Origin of the sequence: Achromobacter sp. (assembly GCF_032113835.1) — a bacterium.
In the GTDB taxonomy this organism is placed as follows: domain Bacteria; phylum Pseudomonadota; class Gammaproteobacteria; order Burkholderiales; family Burkholderiaceae_B; genus Achromobacter.
Map to the genome: position 1 here is coordinate 19421 of NZ_DAMCTG010000042.1, position 25153 is coordinate 44573.

Below are 25153 nucleotides of genomic sequence, written 5' to 3' on the forward strand. Positions count from 1 at the left end.
GGTTTCCTCAGAAGCTGACGGTTTGGGTCGTGCCGTCTTGCAAGGTGATTTCAACGTGGCCCGCCAGGGCCCGATCGGAGAAGGACGTGAGCGTGCAGACGGCATCGGCCACGCCAGGCACCGTCAGCGCGGCGCGGCGGACGTGCTCGCGCACCAGCGACAACGGAGGCCGGTGTCCCAGGAATTCCTCCCAGTACGGAACGCCCGGATTCGTGTTGTAGTAGAGCTCGCCGCGGAATAGCTTGATGGCGCTGGCCACGTCCTGCGCCACGGCGTAGGGATCGGAGGCCATCGCGATGTTGCCGGCCGCGTCGAGCACCAGGTCCCACGCGGTCCGATCCAGCAGTAGTGTGTTCAATTGGGCGCTCCCGTGTTGGATGACCCGCCTTGCACGCCGGAATGGGTGTGGGTGCTGCCCACGTCCTTGCCGTTGTTGCGCAGCGTGCCAAGCGTGTTCATGTCGCCCTGCCAGGTCGACGTGCCGCCGAAGGATCCGGCTCCCTGCCGCACCGAGCCGTTCAGCACGATCTGTGGCGCGTTGATCGCGCATTGCGAGCTGGCGTTCAATTCGATGTCCGGCGACGTGACCGTCACCTTCGTCGGCGACACCACATTGATGCCCTCGGCCGTGAACTGCACGTATTGCGCCGGCGCGCCGTTCAGCAGTCCGCCGAAATACAGGCCGTCAGCCATGTCGTGCGACCGCCAGGATCCGGGATTGCTCTGCGCCTTGGCGGCCTTCACGCCGGAGATGTCCCGGTTCGTAAAGGCCGCCATGCCGATGTCCCCGGCTTTGGGGTCCAGGATGATCGCGTCCGCACCGCCTTGAAGGCGGAAGTACGGAAGGCGAAACAGCACACCATGCGGCACGGCGTTCCCGGCGCCATCGAGTTGATTTACGAGCGGCTGCACGTCCACGAAACCCACCGGCGACAGCCCGCCCGCATTGGTCACCGAGACAACCTTGACCAGCGTCGCCGTGTTCAGACGCAGCAGGGCCTGGCTGATCAGGAACTGCAGCGCACCGTACTCGCTGTCGCCCTGCCCGGCTTGCGCCAGGCCTGCGTATCCGTATTGCTCAGCCATCAAGATTCCTTTTGCACATGACCGTCGACTGCCAGACGCCGCCGGGGACTTCCGCCTCCAGCTTGTGGGCGAGGCTTGTGATGATCCATTCGCCTTGGGCGGGTTGGAGGGAGCTGGTGACGTGCACCCGCTTGCCGACGCAGAGGTGGGGGTTGTAGAGCGTCGTGAAAGTGATGCCGGTGCTGTTGAACGTCGGGTAGCCGATAAGCCCGGTTTCCGGCGAAATGTCCAAGACATCGCCATCCCTGAAGCCGTCCGCATGCCAGACCGACACGACGCCGCGGTCGATCGTGTAGTTGATGCGCGCCGCCTGCGCACAACTGCGCAGCTGGTCCATATCCGTCCCGCAAAAATAGGGGTTTGCCAGGACGACGTCCTTTCCCGACTTTTCGAAGGAGTATCCCATCGACGCGGCAATTTTGCTCGCGACGTCTTGAGCGACTGTTGCACCGGGAAAAGATCGGGGAGGCACAGGTTTGCACTCTTTGGCGCCGGCCACTTGGCCCCTTACGTAGAACACCCCTTCAGGGGCCTTCCCAAAGTCAGCCCATGCCGAAGTGATGTCCCCCTCGTAGACCAGATGGGGAACGTCCAAGCCGCTCCTGGCCATCACTCTAATGATGTTTTCCCGGCGTTCCCTCATGTTGGGCCCTACTGTCGTCAGCCGGTTCATCATTTCCAGGCTCAAACCATAAATGCTCAGCTTCGCCTCGGTGCTTTCGGCGGATGCGCTGGACGGAGTTTCGACTGAGACCCGGTAGCCGCTGAGCGTCATATCCGGTCCCGGCTCATCCCCAAGCGCACCCTTCCCCAGGCTGATCGTCACATCTATGCTGCGTTTGACGAAGCTCATAGCTCAAGCGGTTCCATGTAGGCCAGGACGAACCGCGACCCAAAGCCGGTGTACTCCGGATCTGCGTGCCCCAGGGTGTCGACAAAGGTCAGATCGCCGAAAAAGCCCAGGTACTCCGAACGGACCAGCCGCACCCTGTCATGGCAAAGCACCGCCGTGGCGATTGGCGAATTGTTGATGTAAAGATCAAGATAGACACCCGTGCTCTTCTGGAAGACGGAGATCTGGCAGTTCTGCCCGTTCAGCAAGACACTGAGTGTTTGCGACGGCACCGGTTTCAGAGGAATACCTTTCATTGAATTGGCTCCAGTTCTCCCACCATGTTTTGGTCTCGCGTGGGATAAGGATCGATCTTGAACACCTGCACCTGGCCGCCGCTCTCCTGATCGGCGCCACTGGGTTCACGCTGCGCCGTTGGCCGCAACGTCGCCGTCTGTCTCACTTCATTGAACGTCAGCTCGACGACCAGCAGACTGGAACCACTGCTGGCGCTCCGGTTGTACAGATACTTCCCCAGGCTTGCCGACAGGTAGACAATTTCGGGCGTCGCCACCGAGTACAGTTCAGTGCCGCTTGCGATCCGCTCCAGAACGGACAGCATCTGTTTACGCGTCGTCTGGTCGCCGGCATGCGCCAGCTTGATGAGCGCCTGGTACGGGCCAACGACCTTGTTGAACGAGGAGAAACCACCCTGTTCCAAAGGGAAGCTCGATATCGTGCCCGCACGTTCATAGTTGACGCTTAGAAACGTGTCGAATAGCAGAACCGGCTGCCCATCTTCGCCATACACCCCCCAGCGTGGGGCGTTGGCGTTCCAATCGACGAGGCGCTCAAGTCCGACGTTCGCTGGTGCGAACAACGAAGGGACAACGACATCGCGAAAGACTGCGGGGACACCAGGACTCGCCGGCACATCGGGAAAGGAGATAAGCGGCATCAGAAGATCCCCGAGTTGGCTTGTTGAACAAGATGCTGGGAGCCACCGAGCGTGCCCAGCTCACGAGCCAGCCCCTGGCCATCGGTCGCTGGCGTCACAATCGTTATCGGTCCATGAATGTGCGTTTCCGACGTCGTGGTAGTCGTTGTGTTGTTGCTCACAGCGCCCATAACGCCGGCTTGCGCCGCGTCTGTGATCGATGCAGCTGCCGCACTCGCTTGCTCCCGACGTTCCAGATCAGCCACCCCTGCGATCACAGGCGCTGCAACCTCGCGCCTGCGCGCCTCGGCATCATCGACCGTCTGGTAACGGTCGAGACCAAAATAGCGGTAGGCAGCAACGCCGGCCTGAGCGGCATTCGTGGACTCAGCCAGTTTTTCGCGCGCGCCCCGTTTACTGTTCCTCAGTTCCCAATCCACAAATTCCAATTGCTGCTCAAGCGTCGACTGTTCAATGACTACTCCAATCGCCCGCCGAAATTCGGCTTGGCGCGCGCGATCCCACAACGCCACACCGTAGAACCTGCCGTCTTCTGCCTCCGCACGGGGATCGAATCCGCTCTGGATTTGCAAGTGTGCTGCCAGACCGGCGGCCTCGTCGAGGCTATAGCCCTTGCGTTCGAAGAACCTGACCGCATCGCCGACGTCCTTGGTTCTGAGCGCCGGATCGTTAAGCGCTCGCACAATCTCCGTTTCGCCAACGTTCAAGTCTTCGCTATAAAGCGCGAGCGCAATGCCCCCCCCAATCCGTCCAGCCGCCCTCAAGGCTGCAGCCCCCAAGCCTCGCAATGCCGCTAAACCCTGGCTAGCACCGGCGCCACTTAATGCTGCAAGGGCGACAGCCACTTGCCTCAACGCGGATGCCAGACCCAGCAGCGAGTTCGCCCAGGACAGAATCTTGAGCGCCCCCAGGGCGAGCAGCGCGTTCTGCCATCCGCCCACCGCCTGCGCGGCGGCGTCCACCACGTCGATGAATGCCACGACGGCCTTCGCCGCGCCTTCGACCCACTTGGCTATCACGTCCTTGTTTTCAAGGAACCAATCGCCCCAGCCTTGGAGGACCTCAAGCGCGCGTTCGAAAGCCGGGATGAGCGCGACCAGGATCCTCATGGCCACCGATTCAAAGGTGTCGCGCAAATCCAGATAGCGGTCGCGCAGACGGGCGGCCGCTTCCGCGTCCTGCCCGGAAACAGCAGACCGCCGTTCTTGAGCCTGCAACAGCTTTTCCAGTTCAACCGGTCCGCGGCGGAACAGGTCGAACAGGGCTTCATTGATGCCCATTTCCTCAGCGACTTGGGCGGCGCGGATCCGGTCCTTCTGATACAGATCAGCGATGATGCGCGACCTGGCCAAAAGGTACGTATTCCCGTCCCTCAGATCCGTGACATTTCCGCCGTTCTGAAAAAAGGCGGGCACGGAATCCGCAGCCTGTCCACGATTGAATTTGCTGATCTGCCCCGCTGATTCCCTCAATTGGGCGGAGATGGCTTCAGCGGTCCCGCCAGCCCGTTCGGCCGCCTTTTGCCAGGCAGTCAGCCGTTCGGTGCTGATGCCAAGATTCTGTGCCATCTGGCCCAGACTCGCCGCCGCGGCAATGGAGTCCACCGCGAAACGCTTCGGATCGAAGCCAACGGAGGCGGCCAGGGCATCAATAATGGTCGCCATGCAATTACCTCGGTTCAGTTAAGACGCGCCTGTTGTGTGCGTCCACCGCAAACACCTCAAGCAGGTTGTATAGGTCTTCGGCGCCATAGACCGTTTGCAGGTCGTGCAGCAGGTCGGGGCGACGAGAGATCACTACGCCAACATTGCGCGGAATGTTGGCGTAGTGAATCAGGCGCGGGCCGCCACCGGGGACCTGGAGCCCGAAGTCGATGGCGTGGCGGCCGTAAAAAAATTCAGGTGCAGGCCCAGGACTTTCTGGCGCAGCGTGAGCAGGGTCGACACCTCTTCGATATCGCCGGAAATGAGCTCTCGCCGCACATCGGGACTCGGCTGGATCTGCACGCAATCCATCATCTTGTCCAGCAGCGGTTTGGCGCTATCGAAGGGCAGCTTGGCAATCGCCTTCAGGCCCATGGCAGCCACGCCTGCCAGACCGGCCTGCGCGATGTTGGCCGGAACTTCGACGCCGGCGTTCATCAACGCAAACAAGGCTCGGCCCGCCCATTCTTCGGCGTCGTAGGCCGACAGTTCCGTCAGGATGAAGGCCTTCCCCTGATCGCGCCCTTCCGAATTGATGGTGACGGTGATCTGCTTTCTTGCCATGTCACACCAACGCCGGCGAGACGTTCTGCCAGGTGATCTGGAACGTCATGGGTTGAAGGAGCGCCTTGGCGTCCGGCGCCGGCGGGATCTGGGTCAGCACGCCACGCGTCAACGTGTACTTGCGATCGATCGACGGAATGCTGAGCGTGCCGTTTGCATAGAACACTTCCCGGGCCGTTTCGCCAGCCGCAGCCCAGATCTCGAAGATGCGCAGGGAAGGAGAGTCGGGTTGGATGGAAATGGTCTGGACGCGGGGAACCGGCACGTAGCTCGCCGACATTCGCCCATCCACGCCCATGGTTACCTGAGCGGGCTTGGCCGCTTCAAAAGCGAACGCGGTTTCCGAGGCGTAGCCCTCGATCTTCTGCGGCACCGGAAAAATCCCGCCCACTGCAAGCATCAGAACGGAATTGGCACTGGTCAAAGTCGCCATGTTGAATCCTTAAAGAATGGCCAGCGAGGCCAGGGTGATGTTTTGGACGGAACCGCCGTCCATGTACCAGAACGTCATGGGCGGCGTGCCGCGCGCTTCGCGCACCTGCGGGGTGGCGTCCTTGATCTGCAGGTACCAGCCGCGGCTCTGCAGCGTGTCCGAGATATCGACGCCCGCCATGTTGTTGACCTGCGCCTTCTGCTGGCTCGACAGCGTCACGCCGGCGCGGATGGCGCCGAAGTTGACCGCAGCATTGATCGGGTCCAGGCAGGCCGCGTCGATCAGCGTGTAGCCGTCCAGGTTGTAGGGCACCGAATTCACCTGGGTCAGCAGCGACATCAGCGCCTGCTGGAAGGCCGCGTTCAGCCAGATCTGGTTGACGTAGGTGTCGACCCACTTCCAGTTGCCGCTGATCTGGCCCGGGTACAGGAACCGGAAGCGATCGTTGCTGGTCGCGTAATCCCCGTAGAAGTTGTAGCCGTTGTCGATCAGCGTCTGCGCGGTCGTGGCATCGGTCACGGAGAACGCGAGGCCCGACTGGCCCTTGAAGGCCAGCGTGGCGCGGCCGTTGGTGCGTTCGAAATCGAGCGACGCAATGGCGCCCAGGATGAAGGCCGCGTGGCGGACGTCCTGATAGACCGGCACCGAACCCGAGTATTCGTTGGCGCTGACGATGGCGGCCCAGTGGGTCGTGTTGCCCTGCTGGGTGGCGGTGACATCGGTGTCCCAGCCGACGTAGGCGTAGCGATCGCCTTGGGCGTTGGTCCATGCCGAGAACGCCGTCTTGCCGGCGGTGTCGGGCTCGAAGGTCGTCATGAACGCCGCCCAGTTCTGGGTCAGATCGGTGATCTGGCCCATGTTCACGGCCGGCACGCCTGCCGCCGCGCCTTGCGACACGACCGCGCCGGCGGCCTGCGTCAGCTTGAGACCCGACGCGATGGAGCCACTGCCATGCGACACCGAGCTGGCTTCGCCTTCGGTGGCCGACGTGATCACGAAGGCGGCGCGCTGCGCGTCATAGGCGCAGTCCGCGCCCAACGCGGTGAAGGCCGCCTCGATGACGGACGCGGCGTTCGAAAAGCTGGTTGCCGTCGACAGGTCGATGTTGCCGGAGGTCTTGGCCACGCCGTCCACCGTCACGGTCAGCGTGCCGGACAGCGCCTGCAGCGCGGCGAGCGTGACCGCGGCCATGGAGCCGCCGCGCAGATAGGCGGAAACCGGTGCGGCGGGGTACTGCGCGAACAGCAGGTTGCCCGGTTTGCGGGTCGAGTTGTCGAACCCATTGAAGTAGACGTCGGCCAGGCTGGCCTCGGTCGAGGTCGGACCGAAAAAGCGCTGCACGTCGCGCGCCGTCGCGAAACTCTGGATGGCGCCGATGGGGACGGCCGTATCGTTGGTGAGGATCAGGCCGTTCAAGTCGAGGGCCGATCCGCCGGCTGCGATCACGCCCGGTACGACCTGGACGATTTCACTGGCGGGAATGGACATAGCGTTAAGCTCCCGTAGGGTAGGTGGTGTCGACCTCGATGAGGCCCACGTGAAGTTGGTCCGCAAACTGCTGCGGCACGGTGATGGAAGGGTTGAACTGCAAGGCGGTGTCGAATGACCACCGTTCAAAGCGCGGGTGGTCCGCGCTGCCGACGGGCAAATGTGTGATCTCGCCCGAATACAGCGGCTGCGCGTGGCCCAGATCCTTCAGGAAGTCGCAGCCGTGCTGGCTGCGCAAGGCCATTGCCAGCGTCAGCGCGAGGTCCTGCGCCTGTTCGCCGTAGCTGTCCACCCGCGCCGACCATTGCGTGGCCTGCGTGATGGTCCGCGCGCCCGCTTCGGGCGAGGGATCGGCATAGGTCATGAGCGGCAGCGAGAGTCCCAGCGCGGCCATCGGCGTGATGACAATGCACTCGCGCATGGGAGCAGGAAGCTGGTCAGGAAGACCGCGAATCACTTCGCCATCCACCAGGGTCTTGAAGAAGATGACCAGGTCTTCGACCAGCTGACTTTCAGTGATGCTTATCTGAATGCGCATGGCGCTGGATTCCTGCCTGAGAGGGTTGAACCGAAGCTCGCCCCCAAAACAAAAAGCCCCGGCATGGCCGGGGCTTCGTTTGCTTGGGACGCAATGTCCCGGGCCTATTGTGACCGAACGCGTGACCGATGAGGCGAGGGCTTGTGACGGAACCGTCACACGCGATGCCCCATGCGATCCGCGCCCGCCAAGAACGGGCAAATGACGGAACAGTGCTACGGAAAGCAAAAAGCCCCGGCGGACCGGGGCTGCATTGGTGAGGGGCGCAATGCCCCGGGCCCATTGTGACCGATTACGTGACGGCGATGACGGCGCCTTGTGACGGTTCCGTCACACGCCATGCGTACGACCTGCCGTGGCCGCCGGTTTCCGGCTCTTGAATGATCACGCTGCCGGTGTCCTGCAGCGCGTCCATGGCGCGCTGGATGCCGCGCTGCAATCGCGTCTTTTCGGCGGCCGACAAGGTGCGGCCGTGCGACACATGGCGAACCAGCTCCATCAGTCGAAACGCCCGGCCGGGATAGCAGGCCATCAGATCCATCACTTCGTGCGCGTACTTCACGCAAGCCTCCTTTCCACCTGGCTGCGAAACAGGCCCAGGTACAGTTTGTATTCGGTTTCTGTCAGCGCCACGCCGGTCGTGCGGGCGATCCAGTCCAAGGCCTTTGCCCTGCGGTCCCGCGCCGTCAGCTCGCCAAACATGGCGTGCTTCTGCGGGTACTCGGCGATGATGACCATCCGTTCATGCCACGGCAGCGCGGCGTGCATCGCTTCCACCACCTGCGCGTGGTGATCATTGATCGGCCGGTAGTCGTCCTCTTCGGACACGTGCAAGGGCATGTTGCCCACGGACGCGCCTGACCACGTCCACCTCGCCCAATTCCACATCAGGTCGTCACCCGTCAACTTTCGCATCGTCCGCCTCGCAGTGTTTGCATTGCTTTCCGTGTGCCGTTCCCTTGATGGCGCACACCGTCTCTTCGCGCTCGCCCTTGGCCCGCGTGATCATCTGGGCGATGCCCAGGCTGGGGTGATCGCCGCGCGCGATACGCGCCTCCCACTTGGCGATCCAGCTGCGATGCGGACGTCCCTGTTGTCTCAGCAGTTTTTCCGCACCCATGGTTTTCAAGGCCGCCTCGGCTTCGGCGCGCGTGGCAAGCGTTCGGCCCGGCGCGGGAAGCGCCGTCCTCGGTTGCGGGATGTCCGGCCACGATCCTCTGGCCAGCTCGTCGCTCAGTGTCTTTTCCCAGCGCGTCTTGATGGCTCCATAGGTGCAGCCCAGCAGATCCACGGTGCTCACGCCCACCGCGGCCCAATACACCGCCGGATGCGACCACGCGCCCTGCTCTCCCTGCCTGCGGGCGGTCATGCCGCGCACCGCTTCGTGATAGGCCACTTCCGGGACCGTCCACGGGCAGCACAGCTTGATGAACTGGGGCAAGGTCGGCGGCCATTCCTGAGTAAGGCAGGCGACCAGGCCGCGCCGGACCTGGCTCTCGTTCAAGCCCTCGAGCTTCTGGTTCCACGCGTCTTTCAGCTCTCGCGCCGTCAGGCCCTGCCATTGCTGCGCGAATTTCGAGCCGTACATGAGCCACATTTCGTTGACCACCAGCGCGCCCAGGCTCGTGGGCTGGATGTCAGTGGGTTGCATCGATCGTCCCCATGAATTTCTCGCGCGGATGGCGGTCGCTGGCCAGCACGTCGCGCAGATCGTCGGTCCAGTCGGCCAGGCGTTGGGCGCGGCTTGCCGAAGGCCCCGGTCGAGCTTGGACCCGCGGCGGATAGAGACCCTGATACCCGCCTGCGATGCTGTTCGCGATCACGGCGCCCGGTTGATGTCCTTCGGCCAGATAGGCGGCAAGCTGTTGCAGTTGGCGCCGCGCTGCCTCCTGCGTCACCGGCTTTCGGCGAGCCCTCCGGTCAGCAATCCAACTGCACCATTCATCACGATCCAGCCAATCGGGCAGGTCGATGGTGGAGGCATCAAAGCCGCTCGCCCGCGTTGGAGGGCTTGGGGAGGTCTCTTTCAATTCCTGGTTCTTGTTTCCTGGTTCCTGGTTGGCTTGCGATCCGGTTTCCGGTGGGTTTTCACTCGACCCAGCGTTGCCCGCAGTTCCGCCGTAAGACGCTTCCGAGAACGGCGCCTCCTTCCGAGGCCGCCCTCCCCGCTTGCCGTTGGCTTTGGCCGTCTCGGCCTTGACGTGATAGGCGGCGATCTCCGCGTCGGCGCGCTTGTTGCGCCAGTAACCCTCGTGCAGTTGGAAGTATTCGGTGAGGATCTGCGCCGTGGCCTCCTTCTCTTCCTCAGTACGCGCGCCCACCCAGCGACAGATCTGCGTCATGTTGTCCGCGATGGGTTCTTCCTCGGCGTAATACCGCCGCAGCAGGCGGCTGTAGATGGCGTCTTCCACGAGGCTCAGATGGGTCGTCGCCTGGGCGTAGTCGCCGATGTTGTGGCTGTAGTAATTCATGCGTGCTCCAGCAGCCCGGCGGCGAGCAAGGCGCCCGGCGGGTTTGTCGATTGCTTTGATAGGTGCGCTTGCCGAACCCGGCCGCAAGACCGGTGCGAGCGATGGGCCGGCAGCGGGCCCCACCGGGCATCAGGGCGGCCGTTGGTCCTCAAGCCGGATTTGCCTGGTCTCCCAAGCCTTGATTGCCTCGGGGCGAGCCAGCCGCAGAAACTCTCGCCATGCCTTGGGGACGCCATTGGTTCGCCACTGGGATACCGCCCCGGGCGTAATGCCGCACAGGGCTGCCACGCGGCCCGTTCCACCCAGGGCATCAATAAGAGACGAGTCCATCGTTTTTGCTCTCATGGATAAATCTTAGAATGCTAAGATGCTGAAAGCAAGCCACCTAAGAACATTTTTGTTTAGCATCCTAAGATGACCTTTCAAAAGCGAATCACCCAGGCGTTCAACGAGGAAGCGTCCCGCCGCGCGGATGCTGACGAGCCGCGGCTGACCAAGACCGATCTATGGAAGGCTGCCAACGCCTCTTCCGGCGCTGCCACGCACTGGTTCAACGGATCCAACGGAATGGACATGGCGACCTGCATGAAGGTCGCGCCGCTTTTGCGCGTGAACGCGCAGTGGCTGTATGACGGCACCGGTCCGAAGTCGCCCGTCGGCAACGGGACCGGCGCCACATCCCCGCCAATGCCGCCCTCGGCGCCATGGCCTTTCCCCAGCATTCCGGAAGCGCAGGTGCGCGCGTTGTCTCCCGACCAGTTGAACAAACTGCAAGGCGCGTTGGCGTTGGCGATCGCGCAATTGAAGCTGGGTCTGGACGTCTCGCCCGCACCCGTTGCTGCCCCGATCCCGACCGTGTTGCGTAGTGATTCGCTGGTCGACACGTACCTGTCGCGGGACGAGTTTCCAATGCGCATCGAAGGCCTGTCGCCCCCGCCTTGGGACGGTGGCAAGACCACTCACCAGTCCGAACGCGAGCGCCGCATCCGGATCAGCACCGAGACCGGCGTCGTGACGAATGTGGGCGCCGGCGAACCGCCCGCGGCCAACGACAAGTTCGAAAGGGTTCCCGAGTTGGCGGACGTACGCCTGGCCGCGGGCGAGCCTATCGAGAACCACACCGAAGAACAGACCGGAATGATCCAGTTCCGCAAGTCGTTCCTGAAGTCCGTGGGTGCGGCCAATGGAAAGGCCCGCGTCGTTTACGCCAAGGGCGACAGCATGGAACCCATCATCCGCGACGGCGCGGCCCTGCTCGTGGTTCCCAACGAAAGCCTGACCTTGCGCGATGTCGCGGCCGGCGGCGTCTACGCCATCAACTACGACGGCAAGATGATCGTGAAGACCGTATCCAAGGACAGGCTTACCGGTTTGTGGGTAGCGCGGTCGTTCAATCCTTCGCACGCTGACATTCCGCTCGAGAACGGCGTGCCGGTCCGCGTGCTGGGCCGTGTGGTTTGGGCGGGCGCCCGCCTGCGCCACGACGACGCCGGTCAGTGGGTGAAAGCCTAGCCGCAAGATTCGGCGGATCGGGACGGGACGGGACCGAAAATCTTATTCGACTAAGCTTTTCGGCCACGTCCAATATTGCCGAAGTCATTTACATATTAATGATTCACTAATCCCATTTTTGCATCATTAATGAGTCTTTTGATCGCTTTAAGGGTCGCAGGACTCAAGCAGTTTCACCTGCGGCAGCAGACCCGCAAAACACCGCCTGACGGGATCTGGCCGCTCACCGGACAGGATTTCTTGACCCTGCCGGATTCGACTTATAGCCGGGAGTAATATGACGCGTCCGGCGGCGTCATCCCGCCGGCGCAAGCAAGCCGATTCACGCCTGGTCCTTCCCACCCCCTGTCGACAGCGGAGCGCTCCTCCGTGCCTGCCCTCGGTGTCTGCAAGTCCTGGCGCGCAAGCGGCCATAAAAAGACATCGAGGAGAAGAGGATTGGACAAGCAAGAGTCGGGCGGCTGGTATTTCGGCTGGAACATCGTCGGCGCCGCCACGGTACTCACCCTGTTTACGGTCGGCCTGCGCATGGGCATCGGACCGTTCTTTCTGCCCATGGCCGAGAGCCTGGGTTTTTCGCGCAGCCTGCTGTCGAGCATCGTCGCCATCGGCATGCTGTGCTATGGCCTGGGAATGCCGCTCGCCGGCTATCTGGTCAGTGTTCGCGGCACGCGCTTCGTGCTGCTGACCGGCACGGCAATCGTTGTATTGGCCTCCATTTGGACCATCTTCGCGCGCGGGCCCCTCGAATTTTTGCTGGCCTTTGGCGTTGCGCTGTCCGTGGGGCTGGCCTTCACCAGCCCGGTCGCACTGACGCCCGTGATCAGCCGCTGGTTCACGCGCCAGCGCGGCATGGCGCTCTTCTTCCTGTCCACGGGATCGATGGCCGGCATCGCGCTGATGACGCCGACGCTTACCTACGCCATCTCGGCCGTGGGCTGGCAGGAAACGCTGATCGGCTTCGCGGTGCTGTTCGCGCTCTTGACCGTGCCGGTCGCGCTCTTCGTCATGCGTGACGAGGCGCCCGAGCACACCGACCTGCTGCCCCACCAGATCGTCGAAAAGACCGGCGCGGCCAAGCCGTCTGCCAAAGCGCCCGCACCGGGGCTGGGCGAAGCCCTGCGCACGCTGCCGTTCTGGCAGGTCGCGTTGGGTTTGTTTGCCTGTGGTTTCAGCATGAATCTGCTGGGCACGCACGGCATGCCCATGCTGATGGACCACGGCTTTGACGCCACCACCAGCTCGCTGGGGATCGGCCTGATCGGCCTGGTCGCCATTTTCAGCACGCTGGTGCTGGGCCGCATGTCCGATCAGGTCGAACGCCGCAACATCCTTGCCGCCATCTATCTGGTACGGGGCTTGGGTTTCTTCGCACTGGTCATGGTGGGCGCGCATTGGGAACTGTATCTGGCCGCCACCATCGGCGGCATCGTCTGGGCCGGCAGCATCGCGCTGTCCTCGGCCATCCTGGCGGACGTGTATGGCATCCGGCTGGTCGGCGTGCTGTACGGACTGACGTATCTGGGCCATCAGATCGGCGGCATGATCAGCTCATGGCTGGGCGGCTGGGCGTTCGAGACCTTTGGCACGCACTGGGTGGCCTTTGGGTCGGCCGGCGCGCTGCTGTTCCTGGCCGCGGTCATTTCGATGCGCTTGCCACCGCGCGGAATCCTGCGCGCGCCACGCGCGGTGCCTGCCGCCGGACGCTGAATCGCCCGCGCGGAGCCGGTATGCCGGGGGAGCGCCGCCCCCCCGGCATACGGGCTTTAACGGTCCTTCAGCAACGACACCAGCTCGGGTACATAACGCTCGCCGCCGCCTTGCGCGACCGCCTGATCGAACGTTTGCTGCACGGCGGCGCCGATCTCGCGCACCGCGCCGGCTTCAGCGGCCATGGTGTTGTAGTACGAAAGGTCCTTCTGCGCGTTCGACATGAAAAACCGCAGGGACGACGGGTCCTGTTCCAGCAGATACGGCTTGATGCGCTCCAGCGCCACGCCGCCGCCGCCGCCCTTGGCCAGCACTTCCGCAAAGACGGCCGGGTCGATGTCCGAGCGCAGCGCGCACGCCGCGGCTTCGGACAGCAGCGCCACCACGCCCAACGACACATAGTTGTGCAGCAGCTTCATGCGGTGGCCGGCGCCCACCGGGCCGGCGTGCGTGATGTTTTCGGCAAAGCACGCGAGCAGCGGCTTGCATTCCTCGAACAGCGCCGCATCGCCGCCCACCAGCAAATTCAGCCGGCCTTCGGCGGCTTCCTTCGGGGTACGCGTCATGGGCGCGTCCAGGAAGCGCCCGCCGCTTTCGGTGACGGCCTGGGCGACCTTCACGGTCGACGACGGAATGGCCGTCGAGCAATCGATGATGACGGTGCCGGGACGCAGGCCCTCAAGCACGCCGGCCGGCGACAGCAACACGGCTTCGACCTGCGGACTGCCGGTGACGCACAGGATGATCACATCCGACTGTGCAGCCAGCTCGGCGCCGCTGGCCACGCTGACCGCGCCGGCCGCCTTGAGCGCGTCCAGCGGCTGATTGCCAGGGTGCTCCAGCACGGTCAGCGCGTGACCATGCTTGACCAGGTTGCTTGCAATGCCGTGGCCCATGAGGCCGATACCAACCATGCCGACTTTCGCCATCTTCAAATGCTCCTGCCATGTAGGGTGATTGTTGTGCCGTAAATCTTACCCTCAGAAGATGGGGGCTGGGCCGGGGGTCGCACGGCGTGGGAACGATTCGCGTGCGTCCGCGCCCCGATCACCGCGCTATGCCTGAGCCCGTGCGTCTGGAATACTTTCGGGAATCGTCCTCCGGGACTCTTGCATCGCCAGCCATGACAGACTCCCTTCCCGCCGGTTTCACGCCCTGGTATCCCAGCAGCCAGTTCATGCGCCACCTGAACGACCTCGGCCCGTTCTACCGCAGCAAGGCCGACAACGTGCTCGCGCTGCGGGTCACGAAGGCCCACGGCAACATGCATGGCATGGCGCACGGCGGATTCCTGGCTACGTTTGCAGATAGTGCGCTGGGCCTCGTCATTTCCGAAGACGCCCACGTGTCTGTGGTCACGGCGCAGATGTCCGTTGAATTCCTGAACGCCGTCAATCCGGGCGACTGGCTCGAGGCTCACGTGCAGATCGACAAGCAGGGCAAGCGGCTCATCTACGCCACCTGCCGCCTGCAGGTGGAAGGCCGCGTCATGCTCAAGGCGAGCGCCGTGTTCGCGGTGCGACATGCTGCGGTGCCCGCTTCGGACGGCTGACCGGCGACGCTGACATGGCCGGCGTCAGGCTTGCCGGCCGCGAGTCGCGCTACAGATAAGGCGTGGCCAGCCAGATCACCTTGTTGCGCAGGCGTTTCGCAAAAGGCGCCTGCAACAGATCCTCCAGCGTCACGCGGTGCGCATTGGCGATCAACGCGTCAACGCGCGCGCCGATCCAGCGCGCGACCTCGGGATCGTAGATCTCGGTGTCCAGCTCGAAATTCAATCGCAGGCTGCGCGGGTCCAGGTTCGACGAACCGGCATAGGTCCAGGCGCCGTCCACCGTCATCAGCTTGGAGTGATCGAACGCACCGCTTGACCGCCAGACGCGGCAGCCCGTTCGCACCACCTGGTCAAGTTGCGCCGTCATCGCGTAGTCCACCAGCCGCAGGTTGTTCTTGCCTGGAATCACGATGTCCACGACGATCCCCCGTCGCGCCGCCGTGGCCAGAGCGCCGATCAGCGTCTGGTCGGGCAGAAAGTACGGGGACTGGATCCGCACGTGATGCCGCGCCACCGCCAACGCGCCCAGCAGCATGTTGTGCGTGCTGCCCAGCGCGCGGTCGGGGCCGGACGGCACGCAGCGGATCGGCACGCGGCCCGACGGAGGCAGGTAGTCGGGATCGAACCACGGCTTGGCGGACAGCGACTCGTGTGTCGTGAAATTCCAGTCATGCGCGAACACCGACATGAGCTGCGTCACGATCGGTCCTTCCACGCGGAAGTGCGTGTCGTGGTTGGTGGCATCCCCCGCCAGCGCGCTGACAAACGCCGCCCGCACGTTCATGCCGCCCGTGAACCCCACGCGTCCGTCGACCACCAGCACCTTGCGGTGGCTGCGCAGATTGGCGTAGGGCATGCGCAGCACGCCCATCGGATTGGTCATGAACCGCGCCACCGGAACGTTCGCCTTCGCCAGCATGCGCACGATCGGCGGGCGGGAATACTTGGATCCCACAGCATCGATCAGCACGCGCACCTGCACACCGCGCGCCTGCGCTTCGATCAGCGCCTCGGCCACCTCGCGCCCGATCGGATCGTTGTCGAAGATGTAGCTTTGCATCGCCACCGAGTGCTGAGCCTCGCGGATGGCCTGCAGCATCGCGGGATACGTCTCGTCGCCGCCCGCCAGCGGCCGCACCTGGTTGCCGCCCAGCAGCTCGAACCGGCTGACACGGTCGCCCAGCACTTTCAGCGACGCAAACTGCTCGCCCGATATGGGCACCACATCCACCGGGGCCGTCGCCACCTGCCCGGCGTCCTCGAGCATCGCGTCGTCCCGCTGCTGCGACACTCGCGTCTTGCGGATGCGGTTGATCCCGGCCACGAAATAGAAGAGCGCCCCAAGGATCGGCGAGAACATCGCCACCCCCACCCAGCCAATGGCCGCCCGCACATCCTGCTTGGTCATCGCGGCATGCACCGCCGCGCCCGTGCCCGCCACGATGCTGATGGCAAAGGCGACATGAGGCCAGTATTCGATCAAAAATGCGTGTATGCGATCCATGGCGATGGCTTGAGACACGGCCTCCGGTGTTTAACCAAGCGCAAGAATAGCAAGGCTGCCGCCGGTGGCAAGACTGCTTTTCATCTGCGATTTCACACCCTTCAAAAAAACGTGCTAGAATTCGGCCTCTTCGTTGTTGAGCAGCTTTCGAAACAGATTTGAAAGACGCAAAACGACGAAAGCACTGAAGGAAACTGAAGTGCAAAGCAGTACCAGTGGTGGCTGTAGCTCAGTTGGTAGAGTCCCGGATTGTGATTCCGGTTGTCGTGGGTTCGAGCCCCATCAGCCACCCCAAGAATTTCTTAGAAATCAGCCGCCTTGAGCGGCTTTTTTCTTTTCTGGCGCCAATAAATTCAATAATCAAGGCGTTAAATTACAGCGCCGAATAATCAAGGCGCGCATCAAAACGCGCATCCAAACGCGCACCCAAGCGCGCACCCAAGCGCGCACCCAAGCGCACATTCAAGCGCACATCGAGACGCACACTGACCGGACGCGCGCTGCCAGCCGAATTACCGATCACTTGCGCTTTCCTACCGCAGCACGTTGCGCACGAAGCCGACCCGTGGAAACCAATAAATCAATGTTCGCCCTGTCCCGCCAGGAAATCGCCCTGGTGCTGGTCACCATGTTGTGGGGAAGCACGTTCCTCATCATTCACATCGCCATGCAGCACAGCGGGCCGCTGTTTTTCGTGGGACTGCGGTTCACCATCGCGGGCCTGATGGCGTTGCTGGTGTTTCGCAAGCACATGGCCGGGCTGACCCGATATGAAGTGGGCGCCGGCATTGCCATTGGCAGCGCCCTTTTCCTGGGCTATTACCTGCAGACCCACGGTCTGCGCACCATTACGAGCAGCCAGTCCGCGTTCATCACGGCGCTGTATGTGCCGATCGTGCCGTTGCTGCAATGGGCGGTGCTCAAGCGTCCGCCGGGCCTGATGAGCTGGATCGGCGTCGGGCTGGCGTTTACCGGGCTGATCCTGCTGGCCGGACCGGAGGCGGGGACGTTGAGTTTTTCACCCGGGGAAGCGGCCACGCTGGCAGGCGCGGTGGCGATTGCCGCGGAGATCATCCTGATTGGCCTGTTTGCCAGCAAGGTCGACAGCCGCCGCGTGACGTTCGTGCAGTTGATGACGGCGGGGTTGCTGTCGTTTGCATTGATGCCGGTGCTGGGCGAGGCGATTCCGGCGTTCTCGTGGCTGTGGGCGGGCGCGGCGATCGGTCTGGGGCTGGCCAGCGCCGTTATTCAATTGACGATGAACTGGGCGCAGAAGTCGGTGTCGCCAACGCGTGCGACGGTGATTTATGCGGGCGAGCCGGTTTGGGGAGGGATCGTCGGGCGGCTGGCGGGCGATCGCCTGCCGGCGCTGGCGCTGGTGGGTGCGGCGTTGATCGTGGCGGGTGTGATTGCGAGTGAGGCGAAGATTGGGCGCAGGAAGAAGGCGGGGTTGAAGGGGGCTTGACACCCTTGAGGCTTGATTTTTGTTGGGCGGTGTCAGACACCCGTGGGGCGGCGGCGGCTGATGATGGCCATCTCTTAGGGTGTCAGACACCTGGAGCCATCTCTGTATGAGACACCTCACCTGGCGCCATCTCTGTCGGGTGTCAGACACCTGGCGCCATCTCTGTCGGGTGTCACACACCTGGCGCCGGCGGTCTTTGTTGGGTGTCTGACACCCCGGGCACGGCGGGGGGCTATCTCGGCGGCACGGAGATCAGCTCGCCTGCTCCAGAAACGCCTGCAGGGCGGGCACGGTGTTCAGCACGTGCTGGCGCATCGCCGCGTCGCAACGCGCCGCGTCGCGGGTTTGCAGCGCGTCGATCAGTTCCTGGTGCGATTCGCGGACGCGCAGCACACGGCCCGGCTGGGCGGCCCAGAGGCGCATGTAGGGTTCGACGACCGAGTGCAGTTCGGATATCTGGTTCAACAGGCGCGGTTGTTTACAGAAGCTGCACAGGTATTCGTGGAACTCGCGGTGGGCGGCGGTCCAGTCGAGGTCTTCGCTTGCGCCCTGGTCCAGCTGCTCGAGCATGTTGGTCAGGCGGCGGATGTGTTCAGGCCCCATGTTGGCCACGGCATTGCGTGTTGCCAACCCTTCGAGGACCGAGCGCATTTCGAAGACCTCAAGCATCTCCTGCTGATTCAGGCCGCGCACTACCGCGCCGCGGTTGGCGCGGATTTCGACCAGGCCTTCCGAGGCCAGCCGGCGCAGCGCGCCGCGCACCGGCATGCGGCTGGTGCCGATTTCGGCGGCCACCACGTCGGGCACCAGGCGTTGGCCGGGCGCATAGCGGCCCAGGCGGATTTCGCGCTGTAGATGCAGGTACGCCTCGTCTTCGGCGCTGATGGCTGTCTTCTGGAATTGCAGCACTGACGTCCCCGGGCTGGAAAAGCCGCCATGATAGATAAGGGCGAAAATAACACAAACTGGATCCAATGATCCATGGATGCAAACACCAATGGCCGGAGATTCCCCGCTTGCGTTTAATCCAGGGCAGGACGCGGCAGACCGCGCCTGTTCGGCCGGAACGGGCAAGAGATCCGACCCGGCCCATACGCTTTCCATAACGCGATCAAGGGGAATCCATGAAATTTCGTCTCATCCGGGCGCTGGCAGGCGCCGCCGCGATGGCCTTCGGGGCGCAAGCGGCCGCGCAAGCCACGGACTGGCCGCAGCATCCCGTGCGCATCGTCGTGCCCTTCCAGGCCGGCTCGGCCACGGACCTGATCTCGCGCCAGCTTGGCGCGGCGCTGTCCGCCGAACTGGGCCAGCCCTTTGTCATCGAGGCCCGCCCGGGCGCCGCGGCCGCCATTGGCAGCGCGTCGGTCGCGCGGTCGGCGGCGGACGGCTATACGTTGCTGATGGGCGGCCCGGCGGCCGTCGTCACCAACCGCTTCCTGCAAAAGCGCCTGGCCTACGACCCCGACGCCTTCGAGCTGGTGTCGATGGTGGCCTACACGCCGAACATCCTGCTGGCCAATCCGTCGCAGCCGTTCAAGACGCTGCCCGAAATGGTGGCCTACGCGCGCGCCAATCCCGGCAAGCTGACCTATGCCTCGTTCGGCACGGGCACGACCTCGCACATGGCGGGCGAGATGCTCAAGTCCGTGGCCGGCATCGACATCCTGCACGTGCCTTACAAGGGCGCCGGCGAAGCCATCCCCGCCCTGCTGAGCGGTCAGGTGTCGATGTACTTCGACACCATCATGACCGGCCTGCCCCAAGCCAAGAGCGGTTCGCTGCTGGCGCTGGGCATGTCCAATTCGCAGCGCTCGGCCCTGGCGCCGGACATCCCCACCATCGCCGAGCAAGGTTTCTCGGGCTACGACATCGCGCCGTGGTATGGCCTGGTCGCGCCCCAAGGCACGCCCGCCCCGATCCTCGACAAGCTCAACAAGGCGGTCAACAAAGTGCTCGCCGACCCCGCATTGCGCGGTAAGCTCGCCGAAGCCGGCGCCGAGCCGCGTGGCGGCAGCCGCGAGGAATTCGCCGCCTTCATCAAGGCCGAGATTCCGCGCACCAAGCAGTTGATCGACCAGGCCGGCATCACCCCGCAGTAAATTTTTCAACGAGTTCCAGCACCCATGTCCTCCCCCTTCGATTGGTCTTTTCCGTACGCTTCCCGAAAAATGCCGGTCCTGGCCGCCAACGCGGTCGCGACCAGCCAGCCGCTGGCTGCGCAGGCGGGACTACGCATGCTGCTGGCCGGTGGCAATGCCGTTGACAGCGCCATTGCCACCGCGATCGCCCTGACCGTCGTCGAGCCCGTGATGAACGGGATCGGCGGCGACATGTTTGCCCTGATCTGGCACGACGGCCAGCTTCACGGGTTGAACTCCAGCGGCTGTGCGCCAGCCGCATGGACGCCCGACTACTTCAAGGGCCGTGACGCCATGCCGGGCACCGGCTGGGGCACGGTCACCGTGCCGGGCCAGATCGCTGGCTGGAAAGCCTTGTCCGACCGCTTCGGCAAGCTGCCCTTCGCCAAGCTCTTCGAACCCGCCATCGCGTACGCCGAAGAAGGCTTTGCGGTGTCGCCCACCATTGCGCGCCAATGGGCCAACCAGGCGCCTAAACTCGCGGCCGAGCCCGGCTTTGCCGAGGCCTTCCTGCCGCAGGGACGCGCGCCGCAAGCGGGCGAATGGTGGCGCTTTCCCGATCAGGCCAAGACGCTGCGCGACATCGCCGAAACCGGTGGCGAAAGCTTCTATCGCGGTGAACTGGCCCGCAAGATCGCGGACTTCGCCGCCAAGACGGGCGGCGCGCTCAGCGCGGTCGACCTGGCCGAACACCAGGCCGAATGGGTCAAGCCCATCTCGCAATCGTTCCGCGACTACGAACTGCACGAGATCCCGCCCAGCGGCCAGGGCATCTCGGCGCTGATGGCGCTGGGCATGCTGGAACAATTCGACCTGGAAGGCATGGGCCGCGACAGCGCCGACTACTACCACGTCAGCATCGAAGCTATGAAGCTGGCGTTCGCCGACCTGCACCATCACGTCGCCGATCCGCGCCACATGCGCACCGACGCGCGCGCCCTGCTCGACCGTGCCTATCTGGCCGAGCGTGCCCGTCTGATCTCGATGGACCGCGCCAGCGTGCCCACCGCAGGCACGCCTGCCACCGGCGGCACGGTCTACCTGACCGCGGCGGACGCCAGCGGCACGATGGTGTCGTTCATCCAGTCCAACTATCACGGCTTTGGTTCGGGTGTGGTCGTGCCGGGCACCGGCATCAGCCTGCACAACCGCGGCCTGAACTTCGTGCTGACGCCGGACCACGTCAACCAGGTCGCGCCGCGCAAGAAGCCGATGCACACCATCATCCCCGCGTTCGTGACGCGCGGCGGCAAGCCCGTCATGTCGTTTGGCGTAATGGGCGGCTCGATGCAGGCGCAGGGCCATCTGCAGATGGTCACGCGTCTGGCGGCCTTCGGCCAGAACCCGCAGGCCATGAGCGACGCGCCGCGCTTCCGCGTCGAAAAAGGCCCGGTCGTGAATGTGGAATCGCACCTCCCGGCCGACGTGGTCGATACGCTCCGCGCGCGCGGCCACAACGTTGCCGTGGCGCCGGTGGACAGCCTGGAATTCGGCTCGGCGCAGCTCATCTGCCGCCTGCCGCAAGGCGGGTACGTGGCGGCGTCGGATTCGCGCCGCGACGGGCAAGCCGTCGGCTTCTGAGGCGTTGCGGGGCACGCCGGACTTCTCGTCAGGGAAGTTCGGCGACAATCCGTGACCTGCCGGCGCGCGCCCGCGCGCTGGCAGCCAGCCGCCTTTGCGCGCCGTCACATCCCTGCAGCAGCGCCGGCCGATACTGCCGCGTCGCTGCATGAAGGACTGAAATGCCCCACCCGGCTTCACCGCCCCGCCTACCACGCGCGCGCTCGGCGCAGCGTTTTCTTCTGACCCTGCAACGCCTGCCCGCCACGCTGACCGCCGTCACCCTGCTGGCGCTGGCGTCGGCGCCCATGCCCGGCCGCGCCGCGCTGCCCGTGGCCGTCGGCGGCCAACCCCTGCCCTCGCTGGCGCCGATGCTCGAACGCGTCACGCCGGCCGTCGTCAACATCTCGGCATCGAGCGATGCTGCGGCATCGAACGGTGGCCGCTCCGCAGCGCCCGGAAGTCTGCGGCAGAACGTGGGTTCGGGCGTCATCGTCGACGCCAGCCAAGGCAACATCCTGACCAACCATTACGTGGTGCGCGGCGCGTCTGCCATCCGCGTGTCGCTGCAGGACGGGCGCACCTTCAATGCCACCGTGGTGGGCAGCGATCCGGACACGGATCTCGCCGTGCTGCGCATCGCCGCCCCGAACCTGCAAGCGCTGACCTTGTCCGACTCCAGCGACCTGCGCGTGGGCGATTTCGTGGTGGCGATCGGTGATCCCTACGGCCTCGGACAGTCGGCCTCGTCCGGCATCGTGTCCGCGCTGGACCGCTCCAGCCTGCGCGCCGCGGGCTACCAGAACTTCATCCAGACCGACGCGTCCATCAACCCCGGCAACTCGGGCGGCGCGCTGGTCAACCTGAACGGCGACCTGGTCGGCATCAACACCATGATCTACACGCCCTCGGGCGGGAACGTGGGCATTGGCTTTGCCATCCCCTCGAATCTGGCGGGCGAAGTCATGCAGCAACTGCTGCAGCACGGGCAGGTGCAGCGCGGCGGGCTTGGGTTGGACACGCTGGACATCACGCCGCGCAACACCCGCCAACTTGGACTTGCGCCAGGATCGACCGGCGTCGTCGTGGCGCGCGTCGCCGACGGTTCGCCCGCGCAAAAGGCAGGCGTCCAAGCCCGCGACCAGATCCTGTCCATCGACGGCAAGGCGATCGGCTCCAGCGCGCAGTTGCGCAACGCGGAAGGCCTGTTGCCGGTGGGGCGCCAGGTGCGTCTGGGCTTGTCCCGCGCAGGTGCAAAGACCGAGGTCCTGCTGCGCATCGAACCTGAACAGAACGAGCGCCTGCATGCCGGCTCGCTAGACGCCCGCATGATGGGCGTGGAGTTCTCCGAGGTGGGACGCGCGCAACGCGTGCAAGGCAATGACGGCGCCGCGGTCAGCGCGACGTTTCCGGATCGCGGGCCGGTGGCCGCGCGGCTGCAGCGCGGGGATATCGTCATCGGCGTGAACCAGCGCCCGGTCAGCACGCTTGCCGACCTGCGCAACCTGCTGGCCGGCGCGGTCGCACAGCCGCTGGTGCTGACGCTGCTGCGCGGTCGGACCGCCTACACGCTGCAGGTGAATTGAGCGAGGCGCTGTCCGTCAATCGTGGCAGAATGGCCCGATCCGGCGCTTGGCGCCGGTCATCGGGCAAGCCATCACGACATGCCACTGCCATCACGGGCGCGTCCGGCCCGCCACAAGGAGCACGGATGAACGGCTTTTCGACTCACACGCGCCTGGGGTTGCCCCGACTGGTGCTGGCGGCGAGCCTGGCGGCCATCGCGACCGTCGCAGCGGCGCAGGACAAGGCGCCGCAGATCATGCAGGTGCCGGCCGACAATCGCATCGTCTGGCAGGCGCCGGCAGAAGGCGCGATCACGTACGAATGCCGGTTGACGCAAACCGACGGTGCGCGCTACGCATGGATCATCGCGGGCGCGGCGGCCACGTTGGGCGCGGGCCAATCCGGCCAGACCGGCACCTATAAAAGTCCGCCTGAAACCTGGCGCGCGGCCGACGGGTCGACCTTGACCGGCATGGAAACCGTACGCGCCAATGCCGGGCCGGACCGGCTGTACGACCAACTCGTCCTGGCCAATCCGTCGTCCGGCGTCGGGGTGTTGACTGGCGTGACCTATATCCAGCGGTTCGTGCGCGCGGGCGGCGGCGTGCCGCAGTCGTCATGCTCGGCGGCCAACAAGGGCCATCGGGAGCAGGTCAAATACCAGGCCGATTACGTGTTCTGGAAACCGAACTGACGCGGGATTGCTGACTGGACGCACAGAGGCGGACGCACCGCGCAGGACACATCCGCGCCGCCCGCTGCGCGCCCGCATCGGACAGGCGCGGGGCGTCACGGCGCGACTGACATGCCCTGCTTCAAGGCGTCGACCAGCCCGGGATGCCGGGCCTTTTCCTGCGCGAGCGTATAGGCGGAAAACGTCACGACTTTCTTGCCCGACGCGGCGAACAGCGCCGTCAGCTCGGCCGGGCGACCCGACAGCTTGCTGGTCGCGTCCAGTTGAAAGACACCAATGCTGCCGACTTTGAACGCGCCGTCGCCCGTCTTCTTGAACGTCGGAACCGCTTCCTTCTGCTGCGACTGAAAGCCCGCAGCCATCGCCCCCAACGTGAACGCGTCGTCGTCGCCGACGGCCAGTTCGACCGGCACATCGATCACGATGATCGCCTGCATGGTGGCGCGGTTCAGATAAATCTTGCCCGAGACCTCGGGTGTTGCCGGATCTGCCGGAAACTCGGTTTCCGTGAAGCCGGCGGGGATGAGGACCTTGAGCTTGCCGTCCAGCACTTGCAGCGTCTGCGGCTGAGGCGGAGGAGCGGCGGCGGCGTCTGTCGTCGCGCCGTTGGGGTCTTGTTGGGCGGCCGGCGATCCGGCGGCGGGCGATCCGGCGGCGGGCGACCCCGCGGCTGGGGACTTTGCAGCCGGCGCGCCGGCGGCCGGAGGGGACGCCGCTGGCGTAGACGATCCCGGTGGCGGCGCTGTGGGCGCGGGCGCCGCAGGTGCAGGCGATGCAGGTGCAGCAGGCGCTGCCGCAGCTGGCGCTGCCGCAGCAGGCGCTGGTGCTGCAGGCGCTGGGGATGCTGGGGCTGGGGCTGGCGCTGACGGAGCTGGCGCAGCAGTTGCTGGCGCTGCCGGTGCTGCTGCACCAGCCGCCGGCGCCGCAACTGCCGCCGCTTTAGCCGCCGGCGTTCCACCCGCCGCCGCATCCGCCGGCTGAACATTCTGCGCCTGCGCCGATGCGGCCGCGGCCATGGCCAGCGTCAACGCCAATGTCATTTGCGCGAGCCGTGCGTTGTGCGTGTGCATAGCTATCCGATGATTAGGCTGAGCGTTCAATACTACAACGACACTCACCCTGTCCTCGGGTGATGAAGGTCCGCACGTTGATCCAAAATGCTACGCAATCCGGCATCCGCAAATGGCAAAGCCCGCGCAAGCATGCGCGGGCTTTCAAAATGCCATGATCGAAGTTCGGGTGAGCGGACTGGGAGTGGAGCTAGGGAGGTGGCCGCTTTTTTCGCGTCTGTGGCCGGGTAAGACGCCCAATCCGCTCAGTGCAACCGCGGTGCAGGGTGAAGGCGGGCGCGCCAGCCGCGCCCGCCGGATCACGTC

Annotated in this window: 28 protein-coding genes and 1 tRNA gene; 11 read left to right on the plus strand and 18 right to left on the minus strand. The window is 64.6% G+C overall.

The annotated features are described in order from the left end of the window. Positions 1-7: 7 nt before the first annotated feature. The 14 genes from RT697_RS15815 to RT697_RS15880 form a co-directional block, all read right to left on the minus strand. Positions 8-358 (minus strand): hypothetical protein, encoded by a 351-nt coding sequence (locus tag RT697_RS15815; RefSeq protein ID WP_313700076.1) that lies wholly within the window; start codon positions 356-358, stop codon positions 8-10. Further along, positions 355-1086: a Gp138 family membrane-puncturing spike protein gene (locus RT697_RS15820; RefSeq protein WP_313700078.1), complete on the minus strand. Its 732-nt coding sequence runs from the start codon at positions 1084-1086 to the stop codon at positions 355-357. The genes RT697_RS15815 and RT697_RS15820 overlap by 4 nt, the downstream gene beginning before the upstream one ends. Further along, positions 1079-1939 (minus strand): baseplate hub protein, encoded by an 861-nt coding sequence (locus RT697_RS15825; protein ID WP_313700080.1) that lies wholly within the window; start codon positions 1937-1939, stop codon positions 1079-1081. Before RT697_RS15825 ends, RT697_RS15820 begins: the two co-directional genes overlap by 8 nt. Beyond that, a complete protein-coding gene (locus RT697_RS15830) occupies positions 1936-2235 on the minus strand; it encodes a phage baseplate plug protein (RefSeq protein WP_313700082.1) in 300 nt (99 codons plus the stop codon). Before RT697_RS15830 ends, RT697_RS15825 begins: the two co-directional genes overlap by 4 nt. Continuing rightward, complete coding sequence (locus tag RT697_RS15835) at positions 2232-2876, minus strand: hypothetical protein (protein ID WP_313700084.1); 645 nt, start codon at positions 2874-2876, stop codon at positions 2232-2234. The genes RT697_RS15830 and RT697_RS15835 overlap by 4 nt, the downstream gene beginning before the upstream one ends. After that, entirely contained in the window at positions 2876-4540 is a 1665-nt protein-coding gene (locus RT697_RS15840) for a phage tail tip lysozyme (protein WP_313700085.1), read from the minus strand. Before RT697_RS15840 ends, RT697_RS15835 begins: the two co-directional genes overlap by 1 nt. Before the next feature lie 168 nt (positions 4541-4708). After that, complete coding sequence (locus RT697_RS15845) at positions 4709-5143, minus strand: hypothetical protein (RefSeq protein ID WP_313700087.1); 435 nt, start codon at positions 5141-5143, stop codon at positions 4709-4711. Position 5144: 1 nt separating this feature from the next. Further along, the gene (locus RT697_RS15850; RefSeq protein ID WP_175124346.1) at positions 5145-5576 is read right to left on the minus strand and encodes a phage tail fiber protein; all 432 of its coding nucleotides are present in this window, start codon (positions 5574-5576) and stop codon (positions 5145-5147) included. Positions 5577-5585: 9 nt separating this feature from the next. Then, the gene (locus RT697_RS15855; RefSeq protein WP_313700090.1) at positions 5586-7064 is read right to left on the minus strand and encodes a DUF3383 domain-containing protein; all 1479 of its coding nucleotides are present in this window, start codon (positions 7062-7064) and stop codon (positions 5586-5588) included. Positions 7065-7068: 4 nt separating this feature from the next. Continuing rightward, positions 7069-7602, minus strand: a complete 534-nt coding sequence (locus tag RT697_RS15860; RefSeq protein WP_313700092.1) for an LIC_12616 family protein — start codon at positions 7600-7602, stop codon at positions 7069-7071. Between the two features lie 292 nt (positions 7603-7894). Continuing rightward, positions 7895-8164 (minus strand): hypothetical protein, encoded by a 270-nt coding sequence (locus RT697_RS15865; protein ID WP_313700093.1) that lies wholly within the window; start codon positions 8162-8164, stop codon positions 7895-7897. Further along, a complete protein-coding gene (locus tag RT697_RS15870) occupies positions 8161-8442 on the minus strand; it encodes a hypothetical protein (protein ID WP_312430237.1) in 282 nt (93 codons plus the stop codon). The genes RT697_RS15865 and RT697_RS15870 overlap by 4 nt, the downstream gene beginning before the upstream one ends. A gap of 55 nt (positions 8443-8497) precedes the next feature. Continuing rightward, complete coding sequence (locus RT697_RS15875) at positions 8498-9253, minus strand: hypothetical protein (protein WP_313700094.1); 756 nt, start codon at positions 9251-9253, stop codon at positions 8498-8500. Further along, a complete protein-coding gene (locus RT697_RS15880; RefSeq protein ID WP_313700095.1) occupies positions 9240-10073 on the minus strand; it encodes a YdaU family protein in 834 nt (277 codons plus the stop codon). The genes RT697_RS15875 and RT697_RS15880 overlap by 14 nt, the downstream gene beginning before the upstream one ends. Before the next feature lie 414 nt (positions 10074-10487). Here RT697_RS15880 and RT697_RS15885 point away from each other — a divergent pair, with 414 nt between their 5' ends. Further along, positions 10488-11585, plus strand: coding sequence for a S24 family peptidase (locus RT697_RS15885; protein WP_313700097.1), 1098 nt, complete (start codon positions 10488-10490; stop codon positions 11583-11585). A 438-nt stretch (positions 11586-12023) separates the two neighbouring features. Beyond that, positions 12024-13295, plus strand: coding sequence for an MFS transporter (locus RT697_RS15890; RefSeq protein WP_313700099.1), 1272 nt, complete (start codon positions 12024-12026; stop codon positions 13293-13295). Positions 13296-13351: 56 nt separating this feature from the next. Here the strand turns inward: RT697_RS15890 and RT697_RS15895 are convergent, their stop codons facing one another. After that, a complete protein-coding gene (locus RT697_RS15895; protein ID WP_313700101.1) occupies positions 13352-14224 on the minus strand; it encodes an NAD(P)-dependent oxidoreductase in 873 nt (290 codons plus the stop codon). Positions 14225-14418: 194 nt separating this feature from the next. Between RT697_RS15895 and RT697_RS15900 the strand changes: the two genes are divergently transcribed. Further along, positions 14419-14847 (plus strand): PaaI family thioesterase, encoded by a 429-nt coding sequence (locus tag RT697_RS15900; RefSeq protein ID WP_313700103.1) that lies wholly within the window; start codon positions 14419-14421, stop codon positions 14845-14847. 49 nt (positions 14848-14896) lie between these two features. On the opposite strand, the gene RT697_RS15905 is transcribed toward RT697_RS15900, so the two are convergent. Beyond that, positions 14897-16354, minus strand: a complete 1458-nt coding sequence (locus RT697_RS15905; protein ID WP_313700105.1) for a phospholipase D-like domain-containing protein — start codon at positions 16352-16354, stop codon at positions 14897-14899. A 218-nt stretch (positions 16355-16572) separates the two neighbouring features. On the opposite strand from RT697_RS15905, the gene RT697_RS15910 reads away from it, so the two are divergent. Both RT697_RS15910 and RT697_RS15915 read left to right on the plus strand, forming a co-directional pair. Then, a tRNA-His gene (locus RT697_RS15910) sits at positions 16573-16648 on the plus strand. Positions 16649-16937: 289 nt separating this feature from the next. After that, positions 16938-17819, plus strand: coding sequence for a DMT family transporter (locus tag RT697_RS15915; protein ID WP_313700107.1), 882 nt, complete (start codon positions 16938-16940; stop codon positions 17817-17819). Positions 17820-18071: 252 nt separating this feature from the next. Here the strand turns inward: RT697_RS15915 and RT697_RS15920 are convergent, their stop codons facing one another. After that, complete coding sequence (locus RT697_RS15920; RefSeq protein WP_313700108.1) at positions 18072-18728, minus strand: GntR family transcriptional regulator; 657 nt, start codon at positions 18726-18728, stop codon at positions 18072-18074. A gap of 215 nt (positions 18729-18943) precedes the next feature. Between RT697_RS15920 and RT697_RS15925 the strand changes: the two genes are divergently transcribed. The 4 genes from RT697_RS15925 (at position 18944) to RT697_RS15940 (ending at position 23777) form a co-directional block, all read left to right on the plus strand. Next, on the plus strand, positions 18944-19918 hold the full coding sequence (locus RT697_RS15925) for a Bug family tripartite tricarboxylate transporter substrate binding protein (RefSeq protein ID WP_175124358.1): 975 nt from the start codon (positions 18944-18946) through the stop codon (positions 19916-19918). Between the two features lie 24 nt (positions 19919-19942). Then, positions 19943-21538 (plus strand): gamma-glutamyltransferase, encoded by a 1596-nt coding sequence (gene ggt / locus RT697_RS15930; RefSeq protein WP_313700110.1) that lies wholly within the window; start codon positions 19943-19945, stop codon positions 21536-21538. Between the two features lie 161 nt (positions 21539-21699). Then, positions 21700-23103, plus strand: a complete 1404-nt coding sequence (locus tag RT697_RS15935; protein ID WP_313700111.1) for a trypsin-like peptidase domain-containing protein — start codon at positions 21700-21702, stop codon at positions 23101-23103. 125 nt (positions 23104-23228) lie between these two features. Then, positions 23229-23777, plus strand: a complete 549-nt coding sequence (locus RT697_RS15940) for a DUF3455 domain-containing protein (RefSeq protein ID WP_313700113.1) — start codon at positions 23229-23231, stop codon at positions 23775-23777. 95 nt (positions 23778-23872) lie between these two features. On the opposite strand, the gene RT697_RS15945 is transcribed toward RT697_RS15940, so the two are convergent. Beyond that, positions 23873-24328, minus strand: coding sequence for a hypothetical protein (locus RT697_RS15945; protein ID WP_313700115.1), 456 nt, complete (start codon positions 24326-24328; stop codon positions 23873-23875). A 182-nt stretch (positions 24329-24510) separates the two neighbouring features. Here RT697_RS15945 and RT697_RS15950 point away from each other — a divergent pair, with 182 nt between their 5' ends. Both RT697_RS15950 and RT697_RS15955 read left to right on the plus strand, forming a co-directional pair. Next, positions 24511-24720, plus strand: coding sequence for a hypothetical protein (locus RT697_RS15950; protein ID WP_313700116.1), 210 nt, complete (start codon positions 24511-24513; stop codon positions 24718-24720). A gap of 239 nt (positions 24721-24959) precedes the next feature. Then, on the plus strand, positions 24960-25153 hold a 194-nt coding region (locus tag RT697_RS15955; protein ID WP_313700118.1), incomplete at its 3' end, for a hypothetical protein.